Below are 25,551 nucleotides of genomic sequence, written 5' to 3'. Positions count from 1 at the left end.
TGCTGTTTCACAGCAAGATAGATACTGTCTGCAATTTTAGAAAAAAGGATGACTATTATGAGAAATTCTACAAAAGCCTATTTAGCTATTACACTTCAATCACTAATTATAGGTTTTTCGTTCTTTTTCGTTAAGGTTGCTTTGAACAGTACAGATACAATAGGATTATTGGCACATAGATTTACAGTGACCGCTATATCCGTTTTGTTATATAAGCTATTTAAACCCAATAGCATAAGTGTTAGTTTTTCAGATTGGAAAAAGGTAGCTCCCTTTAGCCTTGCTTATCCAGTTGTTTTCTTTTTGTTCCAAACTCTTGGTCTGACAATGATATCTTCTTCGGAAGCGGGGATTGTATATGCAATTTCTCCTATTTTGACATTCATTGTTGCAAGAATTGTGTTAAAAGAACGTGCCAATAGGCCGCAAACTGTTTTCATGATTTTATCTGTGTTAGGTGTTATTTTTATCAACACAATGAAGGGATTTAACATAGGAAATTACAGTTATCTTGGATTCCTATTTATTTTAATGTCTGTTGTGTCATTTTCGATTTACAATGTATTTATTAAAAAGCTATCTAAAAGCTATTCTGCAATGACGATTGTATATGTTGTAAGTATTTGTGGTTGTGTTATTTTCAATTTAGTTTCAGTCATTCAACATTTGGTGACGGGCAGCCTTGAAACATATTTTAAACCATTTACAAATTTATCGTTTGTTTTGTCAATCTTATATCTGGGTGTTATTGCTTCTTTCATCTCTAGTATTCTTTCCACGTATGCGCTGGGAAAATTAGAAGCAACAACGGTAGGTTTGTTTAATAATGTATCAACGGTTGTTAGCATTTTGGTTGGAATTGTGTGTTTACACGAGCAATTATACTATTATCATTATATAGGAATTATTGCGATTTTGGTTGGAACAATCGGATTCAATTTATTAAAATCGCCACCTTACCATGATGGTGGGATATAACATAAAAATTCTGTCCACAAAAATAATTATATTTCAAGAAAAGAAATATCACTATAATATATACTTTTAGAAAAAAGTATATTAAAATTAATTATTAGAGGAGTTGATCTTAATTGGAGAATTATGATTCATTAGAATTAATAAAACAATCAATAGATAGCAATAATATGGTTTTGATTTATTTTGGAAATAAAACCTGCGGAGTATGTACTGATTTGAAACCGAAAGTAGAAAAAATGTTAGAGGAGTACCCTAAGATTAAAAGCATTTATGTAGATGTAGAAAAATCACACAATATAGCAGTGTCCTATAACTTTTTTACCATACCTGCTATTCTTGTATTTGTTGAAGGGAAAGTGACAATTAGAGAGGCTAGATATATAAGCGTACGGGATTTAAGTAATAAGATCGAAAGGTATTATAATCTATTAAATAAATAAACAATTAGAACGAAAGGGAGCACTGTATCTACGCGATGGTAAAACGGTGCTTCCTATGTTTGTAGCTATTGGATTTATATAAAGCTTTAGAACACTTAAGTCTACTGAAGAAACATGAAATTGATATTACTCTATGACTGTGTTTGTCTTCTTAAGTGCCTGCTTAAGTCCATAAGCTAATCTTTCAGGATTATCTACAGCCCAAAAATGGAGGAAAAACAATCGGGGTGATTCATAAAGCATATGATTGTGGATTGCTGTAACTGTAATACCATATTGTTTTAGTGTCTGGACGACCGGATTCACCTCATTGGCAGTTAGGACAAAGTCCCCTGTAGTAGCAGCTTTTTGACCTTCAAACTGAAAATTAATTGCATGAGAAATCCCCATACTCGGTGGTATTATTACCCCAAACTCTTTTATATTGTCTGCTCGAGGAAATGAAAACTGGATTACCTTACCGACACGGTTACCTTTCTTTCCCATTATTTCTTCAACTGTGCTCCAATACTCCTGTGGTAAGGTCTGGTTTGCTGTATGACCTGTAAGGGGAGTTTGGGTTACAGAAAAAACATTTATTAAGCCTTGTGCTAATTTTACTGCATCTCCAATACCTGAGATGTGTAAATACATAATCCGGGGTAATTCATAAAGCAGGTGATTGTGTAAAGCAGTGATTTCAAAACCATTTGCAATTAGCTGTGAAATAACCGGATCAATTTCACTCTCTAGAAGGACAAGGTCACCCATAACCATACTGTGATTACCTATCTGGTGAAAAGCCATCCAAGAAGTAAGTGCAAGCTCTGGCTCTATAGAAATTGGCCCTATATTTACTTTCAAGTCATAGCGTGGAAATGTGAACTTTAAAACACCATCCTGCATTGAGCCCTTTTTTTCAAGAATTTTCTCAACGGCTTCTTGATCTATGGTTTTTGGATCTTGATTTGCATATCCAATGGCTGGTGTGTGGTTAGTTCCTACTAATGGATTATGAGGAGCTACTCTATTTATTTGTTGAAATTTTCTTTCTACGGGGATAATCAATTTTTGTCCGGCATAAATGAGATATGGAGAAAAAATGTTATTCATTTGGGCCAATTTCGGTAAAGTTGTTCCAAACAGCTGAGCTATATACGGTAGCGTATCACCAAATTGTACTGTATATAAAGTTGACATTTTCTTACCTCCAGGAAAGCTTTAGGATAATTACCTCATTCATTGTATGATAAACTGATTTAAATGGTTACTTGAATGTAAATAGCTTTACAGCAATATCACTGACCTCAAGTTTACCGTAGGTAAGCATTCTGGTTTTGTCAAAGGTATTGGTATCTACCTTACCAATCTTTTCTAAAGTTTCGCCCGGTAGCTTTTCATGTTAAAGCACTTTCCGAATTCAGGTTAAATTAACATATGTCATGAGATGCACAGGTTGCCGGATTAAGCAGAGCCATGTGCTATATTTTTTTGGTTTTTTAACTGTTCTGTAATGGAAAAGTAAATATGTTTGAAAAAAGATATGAAACAGTGTAATATGGAATATATTACCTTACAAAAAAATTGGTTTTAGAAACGCTAAGCTAACATTATCAAGACAATACGAAATACAAATTATTTATTAAGAGATGATGTCTAACAGGATTTTGTTGAAGGAATTATGATAACCATAAAGTGAGCTGAAGTAAATTTATATAAAAAGAGAGGATAAGACTATGGTATATGAAATTATACATTTACCAAAAGAAAAATGGAAGGGAACTATAATTCCAATAAAGTATAAAACAGATAAATATTATGATGTTGTAGTAAATAAAACAGAGAAAGGATTTACCATTGAGATAGAAAAGAAAGACTTTACAGAACCAGTCACTCATACAACGAAAGAATATAATTTCCTAGATAAATTATATGAAGATCATTGGGAGAATTCTTATGCGTGGGGAGTGTTAGTTCATGATGAATTAGTTGCTGCAATGGAGACTGACCAAGAAATATGGTCTAATCGTCTAAGAATTACAGAACTATGGGTAGACGAAAAATACCAAAAGCAAGGGATAGGTCATGCGTTAATTGAAATTGCAAAAGAACAAGCAAGGAGAGAGCGTCGTCGAGCTATTATACTGGAAACACAATCTTGTAATGTTAATGCAGTCGACTTTTATCAGCATGAAGGCTTTCGCTTAATTGGTATGGATACTTGTTGCTACAGGAATAACGATTTGCAAAGAAAAGAAGTAAGGTTAGAATTTGGATGGTTTCCAGTAGAAAAGAAAAGATTAACTCATGAAGATATAGAAATTAGAATGGAAACAAAGGATGATTGGTACAATGTAGAGTTAATGACGCAGCATGCGTTTTGGAATAAACATCATCTTGGATGTGACGAACATTACCTAGTACATAAATTACGACAAGATAAAGACTATCTTCCAGAACTAAGCAGAATAGCAGTAAAGGATGGAGTTGTAATAGGATGTATTATGTATTCAAAGGCGCGCGTTGTTGATAGTGCAGATACACATGAAATTATAACCTTTGGACCTCTGTGTGTAGAGCCTAGATGGCAAGGATCTGGAGTAGGTGAGCTGTTATTAAGAGAAACAATGAACTTAGCTGCTAATAAAGGGTATAAGGGCATTGTAATTTTTGGTGAGCCGGATTATTATCCTAGAATAGGATTTAAAACATGTGACAACTTTCACATTACAACGGCTGATGGTAAAAACTTTGATGCATTTATGGGAATTGAATTAGTAGAGGATGGTATGAAAAACATAAAAGGAAAATTCTACGAATCAAAAGTCTTTGAAAATCTTCCAAGGGAAGAAGTAGAAGAATATAATAAAAATTTTCCACAACTACAGAAATTAAGATTTCCAGGACAATGGGATTAATTATAAAAGAAAGGCTTAAGCGAAAATGGCGATAATAACATCGATTCAGGAAACGATTAATGCATTAAATGCTATATTTGAGAAGCATAAAAATGATAGAATTTGTGTACTGGGAACCACCTGTTGTGGCAAATCAACACTGCAGGAACAAATACCAGGAACGATTGATATGGATGAGGCATTGTGGCCGCAATTGACTAAGGACGAGGAAGCATATATCTGTAAGAAACCGTGGACGAGTGAAATTGGGAGTTTTACAAGTAAACTTGTAAAAGAAAGAGTGTCAGTTAAGGCAGGGCAACCAATATTTTCATTGATAATTTTGGACTGTGAAGTGATAGTATATCTAGATATAAGCGATGAGTTGCTGGCTGAGCATTGCAAAAAAAGGGGAAGTGCCTTTCAGGATGCTAAAAATGTTAAAGATGCTATTGAAAATGGATGGAACAGTCAGCGAAAAAATAATGATAAGGTATTTTACTATTTGAACGTTACAGAATGATGTATGTGGCTCCACAGAAGCTTAAACAAGGAGGGTGACCATATTGTAGCTCTCAATAAAATGGAGGAAATTTTGGTTAATATTAATTTAGGAAATGTTGAGTTTCAGCTAAAAGAGAATCACGATTTTTCATGGCTCAATTCATTAGGTAAAGTTTTTTGCGTGTTTTCGCAAAATGATTCCGGAAATATTAGTTTCGGTGTTGATGACGGGAAAGAGAAATTTTTTGTTAAAGTGGCAGGACTAAAAACAATCGAATCAGTCCGAACACCAGAAGAAGCCATTGCTTCGCTAAAAGAAGCGATGCCCATATACGAAGATATAAAACATCCAAACTTAATTGAACTTGTTAAGCACTATTCTCTTGATAACATTTATATAGCTATATTCAAATGGGTAGATGGTGATTGTTTGTTTGATTATTGGAATTTCGAGAAATATCATGATAATTCTCAAATAGTACCACCTGCAAAACGATTCAAACAGTTGCCGCTTGAAAAAAGAATCAAGTCCGTGGGAGTGCTGTTTTCTTTTTTATCGGCTGTTTCGAAAAGCAACTATGTTGCCGTAGATTTTTATGACGGAAGCATAATATACGATTTTTCAACCGAAACCACAACAATATGTGATATTGACTTTTTCAGGAAAAAGCCGGCGATTAATGATATGGGAGAAGATTTCTGGGGAACTAAGAGATTGAAAGCACCAGAAGAATATGTTAATGGTGCCGTGATTGACGAAGTAACAAATGTTTATACGCTTGGAGCATTAATATTTAGTTTCTTCGGCAATTTCACAGATGCCGACATAAGGCTAAGGTACAAGAATAATACTTTCTTACCTTGCACGTTTGAGAATTGGGAATTAAGCAAGTCGTGTTATGACAGCGTGTTGAAAGCCGTTTCCATTGATAGAACTGCCAGATATGCTTCAATAAATGAATTCTTTATAGCTTGGAACAATGCGTTGAGTGCAAAATGAGAACAATAGGCACTGATAATTGCAATTTGTATGGTAGAGGTATTTCTATGTTTATTAGTCACTATCAATTGATGTAAAAATATCAAAAGAAGGAATTTGGAATACCTATTATTATAAAATTACAATCAGTGGAAAGGAATCTAATATGGTATCATTAAAAGAAGTAAATGAAAATAATTTTAGAACAATCGTAGGAATGAAATTAAATGAGGAACAGAGTAAATACGTAGCCAAAAATGTGTATTCATTAGCACAAGCATGGCTTTATCCTGAAGTTGCAAAACCGTATGCTATATATAATGATGAAGAAGTAGTTGGGTTTATGATGCTAGATTGGGATGAAAAAGAACGTGAATGTAGTATATGGCGATTTATGATAGCAACTGATCAACAGGGTAAGGGGTATGGTAGAAAAGCTTTGGAGTATGCTCTTAATATAATCAAAGAAGCTGGAAAGTTTGACTATGTGTTTCTAGATTATGTTCCCGGTAATGTTGTAGGAAAACATTTATACGAAAGCATGGGTTTTATAGAAACCGGAGAAATCGATGAAGGTGAAGTTGTTATGAAGTTCGATCTAAATAAATGAGACAAGTGACTAGATAACTCCAAAAAGAGTATATCTATTTTAATGAGCATGGATACATAATCATGGTGGTTTCGTCGAAGACACAATCACAAGGAAAATAAAATAGAAGTTTGAATTGTTATGTAGAACATGGAAAAGTGAAAATTAATAATTAACGTGTGAGAGGTTTTTATGAATAAACTATTTATAATTGAAGGAATACCAGGTTCGGGAAAAACAACATTTGCAAGAATGTTGGGAGAGAGATTAACAGAGATGAATCAAGAGGTTCATCTGTATGTGGAAGGGGATTTACACCCTGCTGATATGGCTTGGTGTGCTTGTTTGACACAGGAAGAATATGATACTGTATGCAATCAATACCCAGAACACAGGGAAGATTTTGAGAGAAGTAAAACGATATGGAAAGACTATGCCATATTAGCTTATATAAAGGTACCAAGTATAAGTGGAGAACTGTTTTCTTATTTTGAATCGAAGGAACTTTACGATGGTCGCGTAAATATGGAGCTTTTTAGTGGAATCCATCAGAGTCGTTGGGAAAAATTCGGTAAAGAGGCAACTGGCATTCAAATTTTTGAGTGTGCCTTATTACAAAATGCTGTCAATGAGTTGTTACTATTTCGGGGAGCAGAGGAAGAAGCCATAACCAATTACATTATTAAGCTCTCAGAAGCTGTTAAAAACCTCAATCCTGTTATTCTGTATCTTGATGTGGACGTAAATACAGCAATTGAAAGAGCAGCGAGGGAACGTGTAGATGACGAGGGAAATCGAGTTTGGGAAAATCGTGTTGCCGAATATATCGAAAATTCTCCCTATGGAAAGAAAAGTGGATTAAAAGGCATTGAGGGGATGTACCAATATTTTAGAGAACGAAAACAGTTGGAGAGAAGAATTTTAGAAAAGCTACCAGTGGTAAATTATACTATCCCTATACTGGTAGAACATCAGTCAGACATCACAAATGAGTTTATCTTAAAAATTTGTAATGAGGTAACAGGTATTACACAAGAGTTTTAACATTTTGGTGAAAGTCAAATGGGATGGATTGTATTAAAGGAAAATTTTGATATTGATCAGGTTAATGTGCAAGAAGAAGTACAGGCTGTAAAATACATAAGTTATAATGAATTTAAAAATATCGTAATGAATCAGAATAAATCATTTTGGCAACATAGAACCGGATATAAAATGTTACTTATTGCATTGGATGAATTTTGCAATTCACTCAGTAGTAAGTAGCAATATTATCTAAGTTGATGTTCCTGAATGTATTCATACGCCTAGTTTTATTAAAAGGATAATTCAAAATGGAGAGTTTATGAAAAAGACTATTGTTTTTGTATTAACGGTACTTATATTAATCTCAGGATCCGCAACACAAAGTTATGCGTTGTCAGATGCGCAATCTGCGGCAATACAAGCGTTGCTGGATGATGCCTGTCGTATATCAGGTGTACCGGGAATGTCAATCTCAATACTTGCTGATGATGAAGTGTTCTACTTTTCTTCCGGGTATGCAGACCGTGAAAAGGGGTTGTCTGCAAGTGAAAATACACTATATGAGTTGGCCTCGGTCAGTAAAGCTTTTACCGGCATGGGTATTCTGCTGTTGGAAGAGCAAGGACTGCTTTCAATGAATGACACTGTTCAGAAATATTTACCTTGGTTTACGTTAAAGTATCAAGGGAAACCTGTTGATATGCAAAGCCTTACACTCAATAACTTTCTTCACCATACCAGCGGCTTAACAAATAGTAGGCATACTCAAAATATTCCACAAGGCAATACGCCGGATTTGCTGCAAAAGACTGTGGAAATGCTGGTAGATGCTGAATTAGCATTCCCTCCCGGTGAGCAGTATAACTATGGAACTGTTAATTATGACGTATTGGGTTTGGTTATTGAGATTGTGTCGGGACAAAGCTATGAAGACTTTATGAGGGAACAGGTATTTCAGCCGTTAGATCTTCACCAGACGTATGTTTATAAAGAAGATGCTAGGGCCACCGGGCTGTTAGCACAGGGCTACCGTTCTTCTTTTTTTATGACAACTCCATATAACGCGCCGGATTATGCCGGGAATAAACCCGCAGGCTACATCATTTCTTGTACAAAAGATATGGCGCGTTGGATGGGCATACAGATGGGGATTGTGCAGGACGTACCCGAAATATTCCATAGGGTTATCGAAAAATCACATCAGGGTGATATGTCTGTTCCGGCTGTCAACGAAATGTATTATGCGGCGGGCTGGTCGGTAAACGCCGACCAAACAATCATAGAGCACTCAGGGGGCAATCCCAATTTCAGAACCGAAGTGGCCATACTGCCAAATGAACGAACAGCCGTCTGCTTGCTGACCAACGGCGCAAATACCAATATCAGCCTGGTACTAAAAGTTAAAGATATATTAGACGGCAATCTAACGCAGTCATATGAAATCAGTGGCACACAGCTTTTGGACATCATTTTGTCGTCTACCACAATTGTTCTTTGCCTATTGGCCGTTCTGTTCTTTCTCTTAGGATTACGCAGAAGGAAGACGAATGAACGGCAGCCAATGACAAAAAAGATAAAAATCGTAACAGTTATTTTGCTAATCGCTACGATTCTGTGTATAATGTGCTGTGCCTTCCCAATATTCTTAGGATATGATTGGTCAGCGATACTTATTTGGCAAACATATAGTGTTCTTACAGCTTTGATTTCGGCGGCATTATTAACAGCAAGCATTACATGGTTTGTATACACTCACCGATATAATGCCTCGCTCCGAAAATAAGCATAATGTTAAGCAATTAATTCAATTTAGTTTTACAGCCATAGGTTCGATTTTGATATGACCTATGGCTGTTGTTGTATAAATATACGTTGCCTGATATTAAGATGACAAAGCTGTGTCTACAGTTTGAGCACTCAGTTTTTTTCAGCTATAATTTTTCCCTTAACTTCACCTTATCCCTAGCACTTCGCCTTCTCTCATCCTCTATAGCAGCATAGTGCTTCTTCGTGGTATTAACATCACGATGGCCTAAGACATCAGCAACCAGATAAATATCCCCTGTTTCTTGATAAAGCGAAGTACCATAAGTACTTCTTAGCTTATGTGGTGTGATTTTCTTAAGGGTTGTTACTGTTTGTGCATATTTCTTTACTAAAACTTCAACATTTCGAACACTGATACGGCTTCTTCTTGAAGAAAGAAAGAGTGCATTTTCATGACCGTCAACTGCGATAATTTGGTCTCGTTCTTCCATATAGGATAGGAGTGCTTCACGAACTTCTTCTCCAAAGTACACATAAGATTCAGAACCACCTTTTCTAACTACTTTAATGCGATCATTATCAAAGTCAACATCTGTTAAATCAAGGCCAACACACTCAGATACTCGGATACCAGTTCCTAAAAGTAAGGTAATTAAAGCTAGGTCACGGACTTTATTCTTTTCATGAAATACTTTTTGAGTGTCTGTTAGTTTACTTCCTGTCTCAACAACATCTAATAATTCAGCTACTTCATTGGTTTCAAGACGAACGATAGCTTTTTCATGAATTTTTGGCATATTAACTTGAAGTACCGGATTCTCATCTATGATTTTATTCTTATGATAATAACTATACATAGTACGTAAGGTTGAGAGTTTGCGTTTTATTGCACGATCATTGTTGATAAACTCTTTTCCATCAGCGTTTTTATAATATTTTAGATGTTCTAAGTATTCTTCAATATCCGTCGATTTTAATAAAGTTAAAATATCTCGTGGGATCTCTTTGATAGGTTTATCTTGAAAGCTAGGATTCTGTGATTGTAAGAATTCTAAAAAGGTTTGTAAATCAATGGCATAGGCTATTCTGGTTCTAGGTTCTGTAGATTGTTCTATTCCTCGGAAAAAATCTTTTAACCAAGGGGGGAGTTGTGTTAAAAGTTCCCTTAATTTTATGATATTTTCTTTTGCTTTTTTCTGATGATAGGTTTCATTTTCCATTATGTATCCCCCTCAATTCTATGATTTCGTTTAAATTAGACAACCTTATTCATATAAAAAATTATCAATATTAAACTTTTTGTGTCCAAAAGTATATACTAACTCCAGTGTATCGACCTGCTTTAGGATAAAGATTTTTAATATTATATTTTTTCAACATGATAAAAACAAATACAGTAGTTCAATTGACAAGAGCGTATTTTAGTACTAACATAACTATATCACATTTCATGTTTCGATTCAAATTAATGGGGTTAAGTATTACGTTTCATCACAATCATATAACACACTTTTGTCATAAAATAACAATAAGATATATGAAGTATCAACAAAAATAAAATATATAAAGTGAGGGGCTTTTATGTTTAATGATCCATTTGGGGTTCCTAGAATGGTGGGAGGATTCTTTTCGTTATTTTATATTGTATTTTTTTTAATTCTAGGTTTGATTGTTTTCGTAATTATTTATAATATCAAAAATTGGCATAAAAACAACAATTCACCAAGGTTAACTGTAGAAGCAAGTGTGGTTACAAAACGAATGAGTACATCACATCATGACCATCATCATGCAGATAACACTGTCCATACTAGTTATTCCAATTATTATTTTGCTACGTTTCAATTTGACAGTGGAGATCGTATGGAGCTAGGAGTGAGTGGCGAACAATATGGTTTGTTGGTGGAAGGAGATGTAGGTAAATTAACTTTTCAAGGGACCAGATTTCTTTCTTTTGACCGTTTTAGATAGTACAAATATAAGCATGAAAAAGAAGTATATAATCTAGTTGTGTCTTTAATCACAATCATTACAATAGTTCACGTTACGAAAATTATTTAAGAATACTAAATAATGAGTTAGCAATTACATTTCTTATTTAAAAGAATGCCATTAAAATCCAGTAGCAACCGCTACTGGATTTTTTTATACTAATTAGCATAGAATCCGATGCAAAAGCCTGTATTTATATACGTTTTATACAAAATTGTATGCCTCAAATCAAAAATGTCTGTAGAAATACTTAGCTATTTTTCATAAGATTGAACCATACAAAAGAGAAAATAATAGAACAATTAATGAAAAGTATAGGAGGAGGGTTTTTAATGAAGAAATTAAAAATGAAAAAAGTAGTTGCTTTATTACTAATCACCATGATGATCATGGGCGTTATGGGATGTAGTAAGTCAGAAAGTACTGGTTCGGAAAAGGTAAAGGATTCCACAAGTATTTTGACGGAACCTGGTACATATCCGATTGTGAAAGAACCAATCGAAATGACAATCTTTTGCTTGGCAATGCCGAACGTTGAGAATTTTGTAACCAATGATTTTACAAAATTCATGGAAGAGAAGACCGGCATTAAGATGAAATTTGAAACTGGTTCAAGAGATGATTGGGAAACAAAATTAAATCTTTCGTTAAGTACGAACGATTATCCCGATATCATCATGTATGTAAGTCCTAATATAGCCAAATACGGGGTAAAAGAAGGCATCTTAATTCAGCTGGATAACTATATTAATGAGAAAAATACACCGAATTACTTGGCTGCAATGGGGCAGTATCTCGGTGCTACAAGAGAAACGGATGGACATTTTTATTCGCTTGCTGGTCTGAATGAATGTTATCACTGCCAATATGCGAAGAAGATGTGGGTGAATACATACTGGTTAGAAAAGATGGGTGTTGATGTACCAACAACTACGGATGAATTTTATGATGTATGTAAGAAATTCCTAGAAATTAACCCGAATGGTATTGCGATTGGTGGAGCAAACAGTGGATGGCATGTGCGTTTTGAAGAGTTTTTAGTAAACTCCTTTACCTTTGAACCTGGTAAAACACAGCCTTACCGCGATGAGACTGCCGTAACGAAAGACGGAAAGGTCATTACAATCGCAAATACGGAAGGGTATAAGAAAGCATTAGAATATATGAACAGCCTATATGAACTAGGTGCAATTTATGATGGTAACTTTACACAGAATGGAGAACAATTAAGAACATTAGCTAATCAGGAAGGGGAACCAATCCTCTTTATTCCAACAGGAACAATATCTGATATGTTTGATGCAACAGGAAATAACGAAGCATACAGACACTATCAAGCAATGTCTCCACTTGCAGGTCCAGATGGTACTAGAAATGCAACTTACATGAAGTATTCTGGAGTAGAAGAAGGTTCATTTATGATTACGGATAAATGTAAATATCCAGAAGCTGCTTTAAGATGGGCTGATTTCTTCTTTACCTATCAAGGTTCTTTATCTGCACAGTTTGGTGCAGAGGAAGGAAAAGACTGGATGATGAATCCAGATGGTAAGGTTGGTCTAAATGGTGAACCAGCGCTTTATGAAATCTTAAATCCTTATTCAGCAGAAACTCAAAATCACGACTGGCAGGATGTTAATATTGCATACCGTCCAGCAATCTTCCGTTTAGGTCAGGCAACGGATGCGAATGTAGATGTTGGTACAGCAGAAGGGCTTGAGAAACTTTTATTTGATGCAACCAAGGAAAAGATGGAGCCATTTGCACAAAAAGGTGATTTGGATATCTTACCAACGTTAAAATTAACGGATGAAGAATCTACGAAGATTCAGACAATTGGTGTGGAAGTTCAGAACTATATTGAAGAGAATAAAGTTGCTTTCATTACTGGAAGTAAATCATTTGAAAAAGACTGGGATTCCTATGTGAAAGGATTTGATAATATCGGTTTACCTACTTTGCTAGAAGTATATCAAACAGCATATGATAGACAGATGGGTAAGTAAAAGAATGATATAAGAATCAAGGGGGCTGTTACATAAGGGTTAGCAGCCCCCCATTTCTAAGGGAGGTTGTCTTTTGAGAGCGACGATGAGTAGAGAAAAAAAGCATAAAATGAAAAACTCAAACTGGCAATTTTGGGTGATTATAGCAATCCCTTTGATATATGCGATTGTATTTGCTTATATTCCAATGGGAGGAGTTATACTGGCATTTAAGGATTATAGTATTAAAAAAGGTATTTTGGGAAGCGATTGGGTAGGCTTACGGTATTTTAAGCAGTTTTTGCTTTCCCCATCCAGTTCTAAAGTGATTTGGAATACCTTAGTACTTGGATTTTACAGTTTAATTGCTAGTTTTCCAATTCCGATTTTATTGGCGGTGGGATTAAATGAAATCAAAGCAGTAAAATTTAAAAAGACGGTTCAGATGGTTACTTATGCACCTTATTTCATATCAACTGTCGTTATGGTTGGTATGTTAATGCAAATGGCAGATTTGCGTATTGGTATTATTAATAAGTTGTTAGGCTTATTTGGTGTAGGCCCAGTCAACTTTTTTGGAGACGTGAATATATTTAGAGGTTTATATGTTTGGAGTGGTGTCTGGCAGGTTACCGGATATTCTGCAATCATTTACATAGCAGCGCTTTCCGGAGTTAGCCCTGAATTAAAAGAGGCTGCAATCGTGGATGGAGCGAGCAGAATGAAGAGAATATGGCATGTAGATTTGCCGGCAATCCGTCCGACAATAGTAACGATGCTAATATTTGCTTGTGGTAATATGATTAACATTGGATTTGATAAAGTTTACCTTATGCAAAACAGTATGAACATAGCGAGATCAGAGGTTATTGCAACATTTGTTTATAAGGTTGGTCTAGTCAACGCTGATTATGGTTTCTCCACAGCAGCAGGACTGTTTCAGTCCTTAGTTAGTTTTCTTATGTTAATTACGGTGAATAAGCTTTCTAAAGTAATTACAGAAACTAGTCTGTGGTAAAGGGGGGAGCATATGAAAACAGAAAAGAAGAAATTTTCAAAGGCTCCAATCGGAGATAAGATATTTATTGTAGTTATCTATATATTATTAACCCTAGCCATGTTAATTGTCTTATTACCACTAATCTATATTGTTAGTGCATCATTTTCAGACTCACAGGCAGTCATTGCAAATGAGGTATGGCTATGGCCAGTAAGGCCAACGTTACGTGGCTATGAAGCGGTATTTAAGAATAAAAACATCATGACAGGATTCTCAAATTCTTTCTTTTACATGATTGTAGGAACTGCAGTCAATATTTTGATGACAATCCTTTGTGCGTTTCCGTTGTCTAGGAAAGAGTTTACTGCTAGGAATAAAGTAGCTATGATATTTATATTTACCATGTATTTTAGTGGAGGCTTAATTCCTTCTTATATGTTAGTGAATCGTTTGGGACTTGTAAATACAAGATGGGCGCTTATCATACCATCGGCGATGTCGACTTATTTTATGATTATCTGTCGAACGTATTTTATTAACTCTATTCCAGATGAGCTTTATGAGGCAGGTCAAATCGATGGATGTACTCCATTTAAGTACTTATTACGTGTGGTAATTCCTCTTTCAAAGCCAATTATTGCGGTATTAACATTATATTATGGCGTGGGAAAATGGAATTCTTACTTTGATGCTATGATTTATTTGAAGGATCAGGCTCTGGTACCTTTACAGATTGTTTTACGTGACATCTTAATATTAAATAAGATTGATTATACGATGATTAGTGACGCCTCAGCTTTAGCTGCCCAGCGTGGTCTGACGGATTTATTAAAGTATTCTACAATTGTAGTTGCCTCAGTTCCGGTGTTATGTATTTACCCATTTGTGCAGAAGCACTTTGTAAAAGGGGTTATGATTGGAGCTGTGAAAGGATGATTTAAAGGATTGAAAGTTCTGAAAGGCTTGAAAGGTTTGATGGCTTGCAAGGATTGAAAGATTTGAAAGTATTGAAAGGTTTGGTTAAAGGTTTATGATAAATCTTTCACTCAGCAAGTTTGTGTCTGTGCTGCAACCACAAACTTATGTTGTACAAAAAACGGAAAAGAGGGAAAAACATGTATCAGTTTAATAGAGATGATTATAACAAGAGAATGGAATGGTATCAGGACGCTAGATTTGGAATGTTTATTCATTGGGGCTTATACTCAATTCCAGCACGAGGAGAGTGGATTCGAAGTACGGAAGAGATGTCAATTGAGGAATATCAGAAGTATTTTGACGAATTTGATGCAAGAGATTATGATCCTAAAAAATGGGCAAAGCTTGCGAAAGATGCAGGAATGAAATATGTTGTCCTTACAGCAAAACATCATGATGGATTCTGTTTGTTTGACAGTAAATATACAGAATATAAAGCAACAAATACAAAAGCAGGAAGAGATCTTGTGAAGGAATATGTGGATGCGGTACGTGCAGAAGGCTTAAAAGTTGGACTCTATTTTACATTACTAGATTGGTATCATGAAGACTATCCGCATTACGGCGACCGAATTCATCCAATGAGAAATGATAAGAATTGTGGTAATGAGAATCGTGATTTTAGCCGTTACGTTGAGTATTTTCATAAACAAGTAGAAGAGATTTGCACGAATTATGGAAAACTGGACGTTCTGTGGTTTGATTTCTCCTATGATGATATGCGAGGGGAAAAATGGGGTGCAACAAAACTCATGAATATGGTTAGAACTCTTCAACCACAAGTAATTATTGATAATCGTCTTGAAGCAAGTGGGGAAGGCAAAGGGTCCTTAGCGGAAGGTAACCCAACTCCATATCATGGTGACTTTGTAAGTCCAGAGCAAATTATTCCGCCAGAAGGCATAAAAGATGTGAACGGTAATCCATTGGTATGGGAAGCATGTATTACCATGAACAACAACTGGGGATACCATGGAACAGATAAGTTCTTTAAACCAGCACCTATGTTGATTAAGAAACTTGTAGAATGTGTGTCAAAAGGTGGTAACATGCTACTTAATGTAGGACCTGATGTCTATGGAAATATCCCAGAAGAATCCGTAGAAATCCTATCTCAGATTGGTAAATGGATGAAACGTAACCATGATAGCATCTATGGATGCGGCATTGCAAATGTACCAAAACCAGATTATGGACGTGTCACTAGAAAGGGAAACAAATATTATTTCCATATGTTTGAAAATACCATCGGACCGGTACCTTTGATGGGATTAGAGAAAAATAAAGTGAAGAAAATCAGAGCATTAGCTTCAGGATATGAGATTCCAATCTCAACTAGCTGGGTACATAGTGATTATCCTGATATCGTATTTGCGAATTTAGGACCGAATCCTCTTTTACCAGACAATATCGACTATGTTTTAGAAGTAGAAATGGAAGACTAATAGCCTATGAGATTAAAAACTTTCTTATTCTTTTGTTTGCTATTTGTATGTATGATTCCAAGGGGAGTGGAAGCGAAAGAGGTTGTTATGATATATTTTTTTCATGACAACCCTTGCGAATCATGCCATGAAGAAGAGTATTTTATCGATATCGTGAAACAGCAATTACTACCTCATAAAGAGGAGTATCCCTATGAGTTTCAGATTTACAGTACGATGCAGACACAAGGAAGAGAAAAATATCTCTCCATACTAGAGGAGTTTTCCTTAGGTAAGACTAAAGTTTCCTGTCCGGTGATGATGATAGGAGATCAGTTGGTTTCGGGTTATGAGGAGATAGAAACAGAAATTTTTAATCTTGTGAAAGATAAGTATTTGTCATTGGAAGATGGGTTAGGTGACAATACTAGCTACGGTGGTAGTAATAGCTCTGATGAAATCGATGGTAACAACTACAGTGGCAGTAATAACTTTGATAAGGCTGATGGTAATAAATATAAGGACAAAATTATCGAAGGTAACAATTACAATAACAGCGACAGTACTTCTGATATAGGAAACTCTATAGAAGAAATGTTACCAAATGAGGATTCCTATATACTTTTCACCACCTTTTCCTGTACGCAGTGTGAGAAGGTAAAAAATGAAATTCAGAAAAATAAGTTTTCTATTTCCATTCAAGAAGTAAATATCATAGAAGAAGGAAATACTGATATCCTGCTTGAGTATTTCAGAGTATATCAAGTACCAAGTGAAGAACAACAAGTACCGATTTTATTTTACAATGGAGCCTATGCATCAGGGGCGGCAGATATTATTGACCTATTTGATAAAGAGCAGTGGTGGGAACTAGGACAGTGTGGAAAATCAGGTAGTTCCTCAGAATTAATGAAAAACAAAGTAAATTATAAACAGGACAGAAAGGGAAATCCTTGGTTAGAATTAGGTAGGGTGGTAGGAACTGGTGTGATCAATGGACTAAACCCATGTGCACTCTCTATGTTTTTCTTACTACTGTCCATTCTTCTGGGGATGAATCTAGGAATTTTTAAGAATGGCCTCATCTATTTAACAGGGAAAGTAATCGCCTATTTTGTGATGGGGATTGGACTATTTTCGATATTTGAAATCGCAGATGCGACCTTTTATAGCTTGTTTGGAATCCTGAAGTGGATTCTATGTATCTTTGCTGTATTGCTTTCATTACTGAACTTTCTTGACTTATACCATACGATAAGAGGTGAGTATGGGAAGATACGTTTACAACTGCCAAAAGTCCTTCGTCAATGGAATCAGACAAAGATTGCAAGTATCAATCGTCATTTGTATCAAAAGATTGGGGTTGTTATCCTTCTATTAGGCTTTCTAATTTCTTTAGGTGAATTTTTCTGTACTGGTCAAATCTATGCGGCTACTTTATTATCACTATTAAAGTCAAGTAGTGAAAGTGCGTGGATTCGATTTGAAATATTTAGTTATGCGATTGCTTTATGTATACCATCCCTCCTGCTTCTGATTATGATTGCAAAAGGGAAAAGTGTAATTGCTACTTCAGATATAGTTCTTCACTACATGCCTTATATAAAACTAATCAATGGCATTCTCTTTTTATTCTTTGCTGTTGTATTCTTTTTAATATAGCGTGTTATTCAAGGCTTAATTCTATGATGGCAGCAGGAGGAAACGAAGTATAGCTACAAAAAAGTGCCAATTGTTCACTTTGTAAAGTACCGTTTGAAGTAGTAACTTCACAACTTAACAGCTCATGTTCCATCTCTGTGAGTAAACGATAACGGACAGCACCTCGATGGATAAAGCATGGAGTCGGGTCATTATAAAATAAGATACTTTTATTGATGATGACTTGATCTGGAATGGGTAATTCTAAAAAGGGACCATCATAGAAAGTTTCTTTTTCTGTAAATATTTTAATACATTTTATGCTATTAGTTGTTTTTTTCTTCATATCGCTCCTCTTTCTTACGTTTGTGTGCAATTCACTTAAAGACTTCTTAAGATGATACGTTATTTGCGTTTGGTTGTCTTCTGTACTTTGCTGTTTTCAACATTTTATTGTATGTAACCTTTGTCCTTATTCATGAAAAGGAAAAGTTTGTGAAGCGCATTTTTTTATGTTTTAATGGGAGTTTTCTAGAAGTATAAGCTTTTTTATAGTATAATATGAGTAATAATAAAAGGCAACGAAAGAATGAGAGAAAACTTATGAGTAAATATATTACAGGAAAAGTGAATCATCTATCGATGAATTTATTGGTATCATATTTATCTATTTTAATAGCTCCATTTATTGCAATTATCTTGATTTATTTTGCATCTACAGATTTATTATTAAAAGTGCAGAAGGAAAAGATGAATACGACGTTAAATACGACAGCGCTTGAAATTACGCGTGGATACATAGAAGCAGGAAACCTAGCAACTTACATAAGTAATATGAAAGAACTTAAAACTCTTAGTACAAAAGTAAAAAATAAGAAAGCGCAATATTATGACATGTATATGTTTAGTTCAGCGCTGCCTGATTATTCAGCGATTAATGCTGTAATAGGGGATGTTTATATCTTTTTTAAAGACGGATCATGGATCATGAAGAATAAATCCGTTGTCCCAGCGGATAATCGGGCATATGAATCCTTGGGAAGTTTTAACGAGGTTACTTATGAAGAGTTAGCGCTCCAATTTAGTGATACCTTTTATAATAAGACTTTTTTAGAATTTGATGAAGGAAAATATAATAATAAAATGGTAGTTGCGCAGTCATTCCCATACGGAAGTTTTGGAGAAGTAGAAGGAACGATTGTAATAGCAATCAATGAAGAACTCATTCACGAGAAATTAAAAACCAACTTTATGCAGGAGGAAGGGATTGCCTTAGTCATGAATCGTGACGGCTTAGTACGTAAAGCGATGTACGGTGCAAATACGAATTTAGACATAAAAGACATTCCGCTTCCTAAGTTAATTGCTAAAGAGGACGGTATTATCAAAATTAAAGGTGAAAAGTACATACTGTCAAAAGTGAAAGAGTCCATCTTTACCTATGTTGTTTTAATACCGAAGAGTATCGTATTCGGACAAGTTGGGTTTATGAAATACTTAATCATCGCACTTTGTGTGGTTTCTATCTTTGCTGGTTTTCTTACCTGTATTGCATTATGGAGAAAACGACGCAGTGTAGTTGTAGCATTTGGCGAATATCAAGGTAAATTTGGAAAGGCAGCAGGGGATGGCAAAACCGGGATGAGTTTCTGGGAGGGGATTCCGTTTATTCTAGAAAGCGCTGCCAATCTTCAAACAACGATTCTTCTGCAACGAAATTTTATGAAAACAGCGGTAATTCGTAAAATCATCCTTGGTGGCTATCTGACAGAGGAGGAGATTCGTCAGGACATGAAAACTGCAGATATCTACTTATCTGGTAAGTGCTATTATGCCGCAGTTATTATGTTAAATCATAGTGTAATGAATGTGGAGTATGGCAACTGGAATGAAATCAGCTTATCCATGATTAATTTTGTTAGAAATCAGATTTCTATTCCGCATCAGTTCTGTAACATCGATTATTATACGTTTGCAATCATCTTTCCAATCGATGGCGACAATATGCTACCAGTGATTCGTGATGTTTTAGCTGAAGTAGAAATTAATCTATCGAATGAAAAGCATTTGGAAACTTATATTGGTATTGGAAAGGAAGTAAGCACTACCTTAGAGATTGCAAAGTCCTTTGAAGATGCACTGGAAGTTTGTGAATATATAAGATTCCATGATATCCGTATGCCTCTTAGTAAAGAAGAAATGCCCAAAAATACGGAGACTTTCTTCTTTCCAGTAGAAACTGAATTACACTTGGTAAAGACCATTAAGCAAGGAAATCAGGAAGAATTAAAAGATTTATTTCAAATGATTCAGTATGAGAATTTTACCTATCGTAATTTGTCTTTGATTATGATTAATTACTTGATGGAATTAGTAAGAGGTACGGTAATTCGAGCACTCAGGGAAGAAGAATGTGACTACCAGAAGGTAATAGACGGTATCACAGAAGCTAATAATTTAGAGGATATTTATTACGTTCTAATAGAAGTGCTTCCTTGTATCAAGAATAGACAAAAACAAAAAGAGACAAAGGAAGCGGAAGAAAAGAAGGAAAAGATAAGGGCATTGGTGGAAGAAATGTATACCAATGCAGAGTTAAATCTTGCGTCATTTGCTGAAAGTTATGGTATGGCAGAAAATAAATTATATAAGGAGTTTAAAATTCTGTTCGGAGTTAGTTTCAGCGAATATTTAGAAAATGAAAGAATTAAAAAGGCTTGCGAATTGTTACGACAAAATATAACAATTAAAGATGTGGCAGAGATGGTAGGATACAGCAGTGATTTTTCCTTCCGAAGAGCCTTCAAAAGGGTGATGGGATTGCCACCAAGTTATTATGCAGATGGTATGTCAGAACAATAGAATATAAGGAGACATCAAGTTTTCAGTATAATTAAAGGAGACACTATGTTTTCAGCACAATTAGAAGAGTATGCAAATAAAAAGTTTGAAGAGAGAAAAGCAGTGTATGCGCCAATACTTCCCAAACTGATGGAAAAGCTAACACAGTGTGGGAGAGAGGAAAGAATTCTATTAGAATTTCTCTATGGTACTATGCCAGCTAGAGATGCAGGAGAATACGATTTTAAGATCTTTCTAAGTTATGTTACCCATGCAATCTGGTTACGGGAACATATGGAATGGACGAGGCAGTTACCAGAGGATTATTTTATCCATTATGTATTCTATCCTCGGGTGAATTCAGAGTATATTACAGAATGCAGGAAGTTCTTTTATGAACAGCTAAAAGATAGAGTCAAAGAGAAAAGCATGACGGAGACGGTTTTAGAAATCAATTACTGGTGTGCGGAGAATGCAACTTATGAAGCATCGGATAGCAGAACGATTTCTCCGATAACGGTATATTATTCTGGAAAAGGAAGGTGTGGAGAAGAGTCTACCTTTGCAGTAACAGCGTTTCGTAGTGTAGGTATTGCTGCAAGACAGGTCTATACGCCTAGATGGGCTCACTGTGATGATAATCATGCCTGGGTTGAGGTGTTCGTCGATGGTACATGGTGCTTTCTTGGAGCTTGTGAACCAGAAGAAGTATTGAATAAAGGCTGGTTTTTAAATGCTTCCAGCAGAGCATTGTTAGTGCATAGCCGTACTTTTTCTGACTATCGCAGTGAATCAATGGAAGAACATATAGGAAAAGAGGATTTATTGTCCTATTATAATAGTACATCTACGTATGCTAAGACACGTTGTTTTAAGATATTCGTTAAAGATAAGGATCTGGCACCGGTAAATGGTGCTAGGGTATCTTTTGAGATACTAAATTATGCAGAATTTGCGTCTGTGACAGAACTTTATACGAATGAAGAAGGAAGTGTGAGTATTACAATAGGTTTAGGTGATATTCATATCAGAGCGTTCAAGGATGGATTCTTTACTGAAGGAATGGGGCATGTGGGGACACTAGAGGAGATAACCCTCATCTTAAATAAAAATCTTTATCAGAAAGACTGGGTAACAGATACGTGGGAGACTTATGAAGTGGAGGCTCCAAAAGATAGTATCAGGTACCAGTTTAATCTGACAAGGGAGCAGCAAACTACCAATCGAAACAGACTAAGAGAAGCTAAGGTACTTCGGGAAAATCGAATTGAGAGTTATTATGATGAAGCTTTGGCTGAAAAAGTACCAGAAGCAAAGGAAATCTTACATTTTGCTAAGGGTAACTTTATGGAGCTTTACCGGTTCTTAAGCGTAGATGATAATCCGGATCGATTAGCTTTATTAAAAACGCTGAAGATAAAAGATTATAAAGATGTTTCCGCCAGTGTGTTAGAAGACCATCTAAAAGCAAGGAAAAGAGGATATAAGTATCTATTTGAATATAAAGATAGCATTGTAAATGAAGATAGTATAGTAAATGAAGATAGTATTTCAAATGAAAATAGCATAGTAAATGAAGATAACATAGTAAATGAAGATAGCATAGCAATTGAAGATAGCTTTGCATATGAATATGGTTTTGCTATGGAATACATCGCTTGTCCGCGAATCTATTTCGAAGAATTAACTGCTTATCGTAGCTATATCAATTCTTATTTTGATGAGGATACAAAGCATAAATTCATAATTGACCCAAACTGTATTTGGGTTTATATTAAAGAGATAATTAAATATCAAAAAGAATTTGACTATCAGACGATTACTGCAACGCCAATTGGCTGTTTAAAATTGCAACAAGGAAATGCTTTAAGTCAGAAAATATTATTTGTTGCGATCTGTCGAACACTTGGAATTCCAGCTCGTTTGAATAAGGTTACCATGGAACCTGAATTTTTTGATGGAAAGGTTTTTTGTGTACCGCTTAATCAAAGCAAAGATAAATCCATAGAGACAAATGAGTACGAAAAGATATCTCATGATTTGATTCTACATGAACTAGGAAGAGGGAATCTGATTCTTCATGTGGAGGAGAAAGAGAAGTGGACTTATGGTCAAAACTTTACCCTTGGAAAATTACAGGAAGGGGAGTACCTTACCTTGGATTATGAGGGTTTAAAATTCCCGGATAAGGAGTTATCACTTCTTTTAGAAGCGGGAATTTATAGGTTAATTGTGACGACTCGAATGCCGAATGGAAATCAACATGTGGCAGTTCGGACATTTGAGATTCAGTCAGACGAAGAAAAACGAATTCAGATGAATCTAAGAGAGAATCAATTAGAAGATTTGCTCGTAGAAAATGAAATTGCGGACTTTGAAATTTCAGACGGTCAGAAGGAATATTGGTTGTCTGGACTAATGAATCAGAAGAACGGTATTTTAGCTTTTCTTGATGAAGGAAAAGAGCCAACAGAGCATGTATTAAATGAAATGTTAGAAAAAGAAACAGAATTACAGAAGTTTCATGGTAACATTTTATTTATAGTAAAGGATCAGGAAGCTCTAACGAATGATACGCTGAAAAAGGTATTGGAAAAAATACCAAATATTCAGGTTTATTTTGACTCTGAGTTAGAACATGCTGAGCCAGTAGCAAGAAGAATGTATGTAGACCCTGAAAAATTACCATTATTAGTTACGCTAAATCAAGGGTGTACCGGAGTATATAGTTGTGCCGGTTATAATGTGGGCAGTGTAGCTCTGATACTAAAGATATTAGATAAGATAAATAAGTAATTGAATTTTTACACATTTGCCTGTGCTAAAAGTTACCAAGGGTAGAAAGGTATGGTTTTGGATGAAAGAGCAAAAAACAGGCATGGTAATACTGCTAAACGTGATAGGTATTTTTTTATATACTGTGGGAATGAGGTCCTTTGCAGCACCGGCGAAAATTGCACCAGGAGGGGCTAGTGGTATTGCTATCTTGGTAAACTATGTAACGGGCTTTCCAATTGGTGTGTTTTGTACATTATTTAGCCTGCCACTATTAGCAATTGTTTGGAAAAAGAAGATATTTAAACCTGTATTTGTATGGAAAGCGGTATGTAGTATCTTACTACTTTCCCTCATGACTGATTTGTTAGAGCCAATTTTACCTCATTATCAGGGGAATCCTTTATTAGCCGCTTTATTTGCAGGAGCATTTCTGGGGGTTGGGCAAGGAATGGTTTATCTTGGAACCTCAGACACAGGAGGTATTACACTGATCGGGTTAATTTTGCAAAGAAAGTTCCCTCAGTTGCATGTTGGGACAGTTTCTTCAGGTATTAACTGCATAATTGTATTGGCATCTGGTATTGTATATCGTAATATAGAGAGCATTCTTTATGCAATTGTTACCGTCTATGTTGCCGGATTATTCATGAACAAGTTAATAAGTAGTGCAAATGCGAAAGGGCTAATCATCGTAATGAGTGAGTGTACCGATCGTATCCGATGTATCTTCTTAGAAGAAAAGGAAGGGATTACAATCCTTAAAGGGGAAGGTGGCTATACAAGTGAAACCCAGCGTGTCATTATGGGAGCCGCTGATAAAGCAGATTGTGCGAGAATACAAAGAAGGATTCAGCGTGAAGATCCAAAAGCGCTGATTATTGTATCTGAAGCAAGTAACGTTTCAGGCAAACGCTTTGGTCAAATGATATAGAATTTATAACGAAGGAAGGCGTGTTCTAACTATGATAGTATTAAAAGATATTATGAATCAAACAAATACAGTGGAGTTTATCTTGGAGGGTCAGATACAAGAGAAGCAACATCCGATTCCGTTAAAGAATTTTTTAAAAGGGACTTTTCTTGAAAGTTTTTATCTACCACAGGAGAGTAGCGCAGTATTATACATCGGTTGTGGGAAAGAAAAAGAGCTTACTTTACTAGGAGTAAAAGAAATCTTTGCCCAAATAGCGAAACAGTGTAAAGAATATTATATAACAACATGTAGTATTGATTTTTCTTATTTCCTAGAGAAATTTGGAGAGAAGGCTATCATTCAGGCTGTGTTAGGCTTATCCCTTGGTAATTACTCTTATCGTTATTTAAAGAATGAAGATTCTTTTGAATGCCAATATGAAATTGGTGGATTATCAAATGCCGATAGTGCACAGGAATATCTAAGAGAAGCTTTAGATTTGGCAAAAGGCATACAGTTTGCAAGAGATATGGTGAATACACCTGGTAATCATTTGCGACCAATGGATTTTAATAGAACAATCAAAGAATATGTAGAAGATATCCCTGTGGAAGTAGAGACCCTTGTTTATGGTCAATTAAAGGCTATGGGAATGGAAGGGTTATTTGGAATTGGAGGAAGCAGTGAATATCCGCCTTGCCTTATGATTTTGCGTTATCAGGGAAATCCAAAAGATTCAGAAATTTATGGACTGATTGGAAAGGGTGTAACTTGTGATACTGGCGGCTATTGTCTAAAGAGTGCAAAAAGTATGGCTGGTATCAAAGGAGATATGGCAGG

Annotated in this window: 22 protein-coding genes; 19 read left to right on the top strand and 3 right to left on the bottom strand. The window is 35.4% G+C overall.

Annotation, left to right across the window (positions count from 1 at the left end; genetic code table 11):
• The first annotated feature begins 57 nt into the window (after positions 1 to 57).
• Together RTP52_RS11620 and RTP52_RS11615 are read left to right on the top strand one after the other, a co-directional pair.
• Positions 58 to 978 (top strand): DMT family transporter, encoded by a 921-nt coding sequence (locus tag RTP52_RS11620; RefSeq protein WP_312371460.1) that lies wholly within the window; start codon positions 58 to 60, stop codon positions 976 to 978.
• A gap of 113 nt (positions 979 to 1,091) precedes the next feature.
• Positions 1,092 to 1,418: a thioredoxin family protein gene (locus tag RTP52_RS11615; RefSeq protein ID WP_312371458.1), complete on the top strand. Its 327-nt coding sequence runs from the start codon at positions 1,092 to 1,094 to the stop codon at positions 1,416 to 1,418.
• Between the two features lie 126 nt (positions 1,419 to 1,544).
• Here RTP52_RS11615 and RTP52_RS11610 read toward each other — a convergent pair whose 3' ends face one another.
• Positions 1,545 to 2,597 (bottom strand): DUF1259 domain-containing protein, encoded by a 1,053-nt coding sequence (locus tag RTP52_RS11610; protein WP_312371455.1) that lies wholly within the window; start codon positions 2,595 to 2,597, stop codon positions 1,545 to 1,547.
• Between the two features lie 536 nt (positions 2,598 to 3,133).
• Between RTP52_RS11610 and RTP52_RS11605 the strand changes: the two genes are divergently transcribed.
• From RTP52_RS11605 to RTP52_RS11575, 7 genes are all read left to right on the top strand, one after another.
• Positions 3,134 to 4,315, top strand: coding sequence for a GNAT family N-acetyltransferase (locus RTP52_RS11605; protein WP_312371452.1), 1,182 nt, complete (start codon positions 3,134 to 3,136; stop codon positions 4,313 to 4,315).
• A 25-nt stretch (positions 4,316 to 4,340) separates the two neighbouring features.
• A complete protein-coding gene (locus RTP52_RS11600) occupies positions 4,341 to 4,817 on the top strand; it encodes a hypothetical protein (RefSeq protein ID WP_312371450.1) in 477 nt (158 codons plus the stop codon).
• A 72-nt stretch (positions 4,818 to 4,889) separates the two neighbouring features.
• The gene (locus RTP52_RS11595; protein ID WP_312371448.1) at positions 4,890 to 5,798 is read left to right on the top strand and encodes a hypothetical protein; all 909 of its coding nucleotides are present in this window, start codon (positions 4,890 to 4,892) and stop codon (positions 5,796 to 5,798) included.
• Positions 5,799 to 5,943: 145 nt separating this feature from the next.
• Positions 5,944 to 6,387 carry a GNAT family N-acetyltransferase gene (locus RTP52_RS11590; protein WP_312371446.1) on the top strand — a complete coding sequence of 148 codons (444 nt, stop codon included), beginning with the start codon at positions 5,944 to 5,946 and terminating at the stop codon, positions 6,385 to 6,387.
• A gap of 171 nt (positions 6,388 to 6,558) precedes the next feature.
• A complete protein-coding gene (locus tag RTP52_RS11585) occupies positions 6,559 to 7,410 on the top strand; it encodes a thymidylate kinase (protein WP_312371443.1) in 852 nt (283 codons plus the stop codon).
• An 18-nt stretch (positions 7,411 to 7,428) separates the two neighbouring features.
• A complete protein-coding gene (locus tag RTP52_RS11580) occupies positions 7,429 to 7,632 on the top strand; it encodes a hypothetical protein (RefSeq protein ID WP_312371441.1) in 204 nt (67 codons plus the stop codon).
• Positions 7,633 to 7,711: 79 nt separating this feature from the next.
• Positions 7,712 to 9,175 (top strand): serine hydrolase domain-containing protein, encoded by a 1,464-nt coding sequence (locus tag RTP52_RS11575; protein WP_312371439.1) that lies wholly within the window; start codon positions 7,712 to 7,714, stop codon positions 9,173 to 9,175.
• Positions 9,176 to 9,323: 148 nt separating this feature from the next.
• Here the strand turns inward: RTP52_RS11575 and RTP52_RS11570 are convergent, their stop codons facing one another.
• On the bottom strand, positions 9,324 to 10,379 hold the full coding sequence (locus RTP52_RS11570) for a tyrosine-type recombinase/integrase (protein WP_312371437.1): 1,056 nt from the start codon (positions 10,377 to 10,379) through the stop codon (positions 9,324 to 9,326).
• Positions 10,380 to 10,740: 361 nt separating this feature from the next.
• On the opposite strand from RTP52_RS11570, the gene RTP52_RS11565 reads away from it, so the two are divergent.
• The 6 genes from RTP52_RS11565 (at position 10,741) to RTP52_RS11540 (ending at position 18,200) form a co-directional block, all read left to right on the top strand.
• The gene (locus RTP52_RS11565) at positions 10,741 to 11,130 is read left to right on the top strand and encodes a DUF2500 domain-containing protein (protein ID WP_312107368.1); all 390 of its coding nucleotides are present in this window, start codon (positions 10,741 to 10,743) and stop codon (positions 11,128 to 11,130) included.
• 353 nt (positions 11,131 to 11,483) lie between these two features.
• Positions 11,484 to 13,157, top strand: coding sequence for an ABC transporter substrate-binding protein (locus RTP52_RS11560; RefSeq protein WP_312105853.1), 1,674 nt, complete (start codon positions 11,484 to 11,486; stop codon positions 13,155 to 13,157).
• A gap of 73 nt (positions 13,158 to 13,230) precedes the next feature.
• Positions 13,231 to 14,154: an ABC transporter permease gene (locus RTP52_RS11555; RefSeq protein WP_312371435.1), complete on the top strand. Its 924-nt coding sequence runs from the start codon at positions 13,231 to 13,233 to the stop codon at positions 14,152 to 14,154.
• Positions 14,155 to 14,166: 12 nt separating this feature from the next.
• Positions 14,167 to 15,072: a carbohydrate ABC transporter permease gene (locus tag RTP52_RS11550; protein WP_312371433.1), complete on the top strand. Its 906-nt coding sequence runs from the start codon at positions 14,167 to 14,169 to the stop codon at positions 15,070 to 15,072.
• 146 nt (positions 15,073 to 15,218) lie between these two features.
• Positions 15,219 to 16,559: an alpha-L-fucosidase gene (locus RTP52_RS11545; RefSeq protein ID WP_312371431.1), complete on the top strand. Its 1,341-nt coding sequence runs from the start codon at positions 15,219 to 15,221 to the stop codon at positions 16,557 to 16,559.
• Positions 16,560 to 16,565: 6 nt separating this feature from the next.
• Positions 16,566 to 18,200 (top strand): hypothetical protein, encoded by a 1,635-nt coding sequence (locus tag RTP52_RS11540; protein WP_312371428.1) that lies wholly within the window; start codon positions 16,566 to 16,568, stop codon positions 18,198 to 18,200.
• Positions 18,201 to 18,204: 4 nt separating this feature from the next.
• Here RTP52_RS11540 and RTP52_RS11535 read toward each other — a convergent pair whose 3' ends face one another.
• Entirely contained in the window at positions 18,205 to 18,525 is a 321-nt protein-coding gene (locus RTP52_RS11535) for a hypothetical protein (protein WP_312105861.1), read from the bottom strand.
• 257 nt (positions 18,526 to 18,782) lie between these two features.
• Here RTP52_RS11535 and RTP52_RS11530 point away from each other — a divergent pair, with 257 nt between their 5' ends.
• The 4 genes from RTP52_RS11530 to RTP52_RS11515 all read left to right on the top strand — a co-directional run.
• On the top strand, positions 18,783 to 21,041 hold the full coding sequence (locus RTP52_RS11530) for an AraC family transcriptional regulator (RefSeq protein ID WP_312371425.1): 2,259 nt from the start codon (positions 18,783 to 18,785) through the stop codon (positions 21,039 to 21,041).
• A 45-nt stretch (positions 21,042 to 21,086) separates the two neighbouring features.
• Entirely contained in the window at positions 21,087 to 23,816 is a 2,730-nt protein-coding gene (locus tag RTP52_RS11525) for a transglutaminase-like domain-containing protein (RefSeq protein WP_312371423.1), read from the top strand.
• Positions 23,817 to 23,877: 61 nt separating this feature from the next.
• Positions 23,878 to 24,729, top strand: coding sequence for a YitT family protein (locus tag RTP52_RS11520; protein ID WP_312371421.1), 852 nt, complete (start codon positions 23,878 to 23,880; stop codon positions 24,727 to 24,729).
• 31 nt (positions 24,730 to 24,760) lie between these two features.
• The coding region (locus RTP52_RS11515; protein WP_312371524.1) for a M17 family peptidase N-terminal domain-containing protein at positions 24,761 to 25,551 on the top strand (791 nt) is incomplete at its 3' end.

The organism is Lachnoclostridium sp., assembly GCF_031997925.1.
Taxonomy (GTDB): domain Bacteria; phylum Bacillota; class Clostridia; order Lachnospirales; family Lachnospiraceae; genus Lachnoclostridium.
Note: the sequence above shows the minus strand (reverse complement) of the source record. Positions and strands in the feature narration are given on the sequence as shown.

What these genes read in the sequence shown, in the direction of transcription:
- RTP52_RS11535 (WP_312105861.1), bottom strand. Translation starts at nt 18,525, where the DNA reads ATGAAGAAAAAAACAACTAATAGCATAAAATGTATTAAAATATTTACA.
- RTP52_RS11605 (WP_312371452.1), top strand. Translation starts at nt 3,134, where the DNA reads ATGGTATATGAAATTATACATTTACCAAAAGAAAAATGGAAGGGAACT.
- RTP52_RS11575 (WP_312371439.1), top strand. Translation starts at nt 7,712, where the DNA reads ATGAAAAAGACTATTGTTTTTGTATTAACGGTACTTATATTAATCTCA.
- RTP52_RS11520 (WP_312371421.1), top strand. Translation starts at nt 23,878, where the DNA reads ATGAAAGAGCAAAAAACAGGCATGGTAATACTGCTAAACGTGATAGGT.
- RTP52_RS11590 (WP_312371446.1), top strand. Translation starts at nt 5,944, where the DNA reads ATGGTATCATTAAAAGAAGTAAATGAAAATAATTTTAGAACAATCGTA.
- RTP52_RS11545 (WP_312371431.1), top strand. Translation starts at nt 15,219, where the DNA reads ATGTTGTACAAAAAACGGAAAAGAGGGAAAAACATGTATCAGTTTAAT.
- RTP52_RS11600 (WP_312371450.1), top strand. Translation starts at nt 4,341, where the DNA reads ATGGCGATAATAACATCGATTCAGGAAACGATTAATGCATTAAATGCT.
- RTP52_RS11560 (WP_312105853.1), top strand. Translation starts at nt 11,484, where the DNA reads ATGAAGAAATTAAAAATGAAAAAAGTAGTTGCTTTATTACTAATCACC.
- RTP52_RS11585 (WP_312371443.1), top strand. Translation starts at nt 6,559, where the DNA reads ATGAATAAACTATTTATAATTGAAGGAATACCAGGTTCGGGAAAAACA.
- RTP52_RS11610 (WP_312371455.1), bottom strand. Translation starts at nt 2,597, where the DNA reads ATGTCAACTTTATATACAGTACAATTTGGTGATACGCTACCGTATATA.
- RTP52_RS11580 (WP_312371441.1), top strand. Translation starts at nt 7,429, where the DNA reads ATGGGATGGATTGTATTAAAGGAAAATTTTGATATTGATCAGGTTAAT.
- RTP52_RS11550 (WP_312371433.1), top strand. Translation starts at nt 14,167, where the DNA reads ATGAAAACAGAAAAGAAGAAATTTTCAAAGGCTCCAATCGGAGATAAG.
- RTP52_RS11540 (WP_312371428.1), top strand. Translation starts at nt 16,566, where the DNA reads ATGAGATTAAAAACTTTCTTATTCTTTTGTTTGCTATTTGTATGTATG.
- RTP52_RS11620 (WP_312371460.1), top strand. Translation starts at nt 58, where the DNA reads ATGAGAAATTCTACAAAAGCCTATTTAGCTATTACACTTCAATCACTA.
- RTP52_RS11525 (WP_312371423.1), top strand. Translation starts at nt 21,087, where the DNA reads ATGTTTTCAGCACAATTAGAAGAGTATGCAAATAAAAAGTTTGAAGAG.
- RTP52_RS11530 (WP_312371425.1), top strand. Translation starts at nt 18,783, where the DNA reads ATGAGTAAATATATTACAGGAAAAGTGAATCATCTATCGATGAATTTA.
- RTP52_RS11570 (WP_312371437.1), bottom strand. Translation starts at nt 10,379, where the DNA reads ATGGAAAATGAAACCTATCATCAGAAAAAAGCAAAAGAAAATATCATA.
- RTP52_RS11565 (WP_312107368.1), top strand. Translation starts at nt 10,741, where the DNA reads ATGTTTAATGATCCATTTGGGGTTCCTAGAATGGTGGGAGGATTCTTT.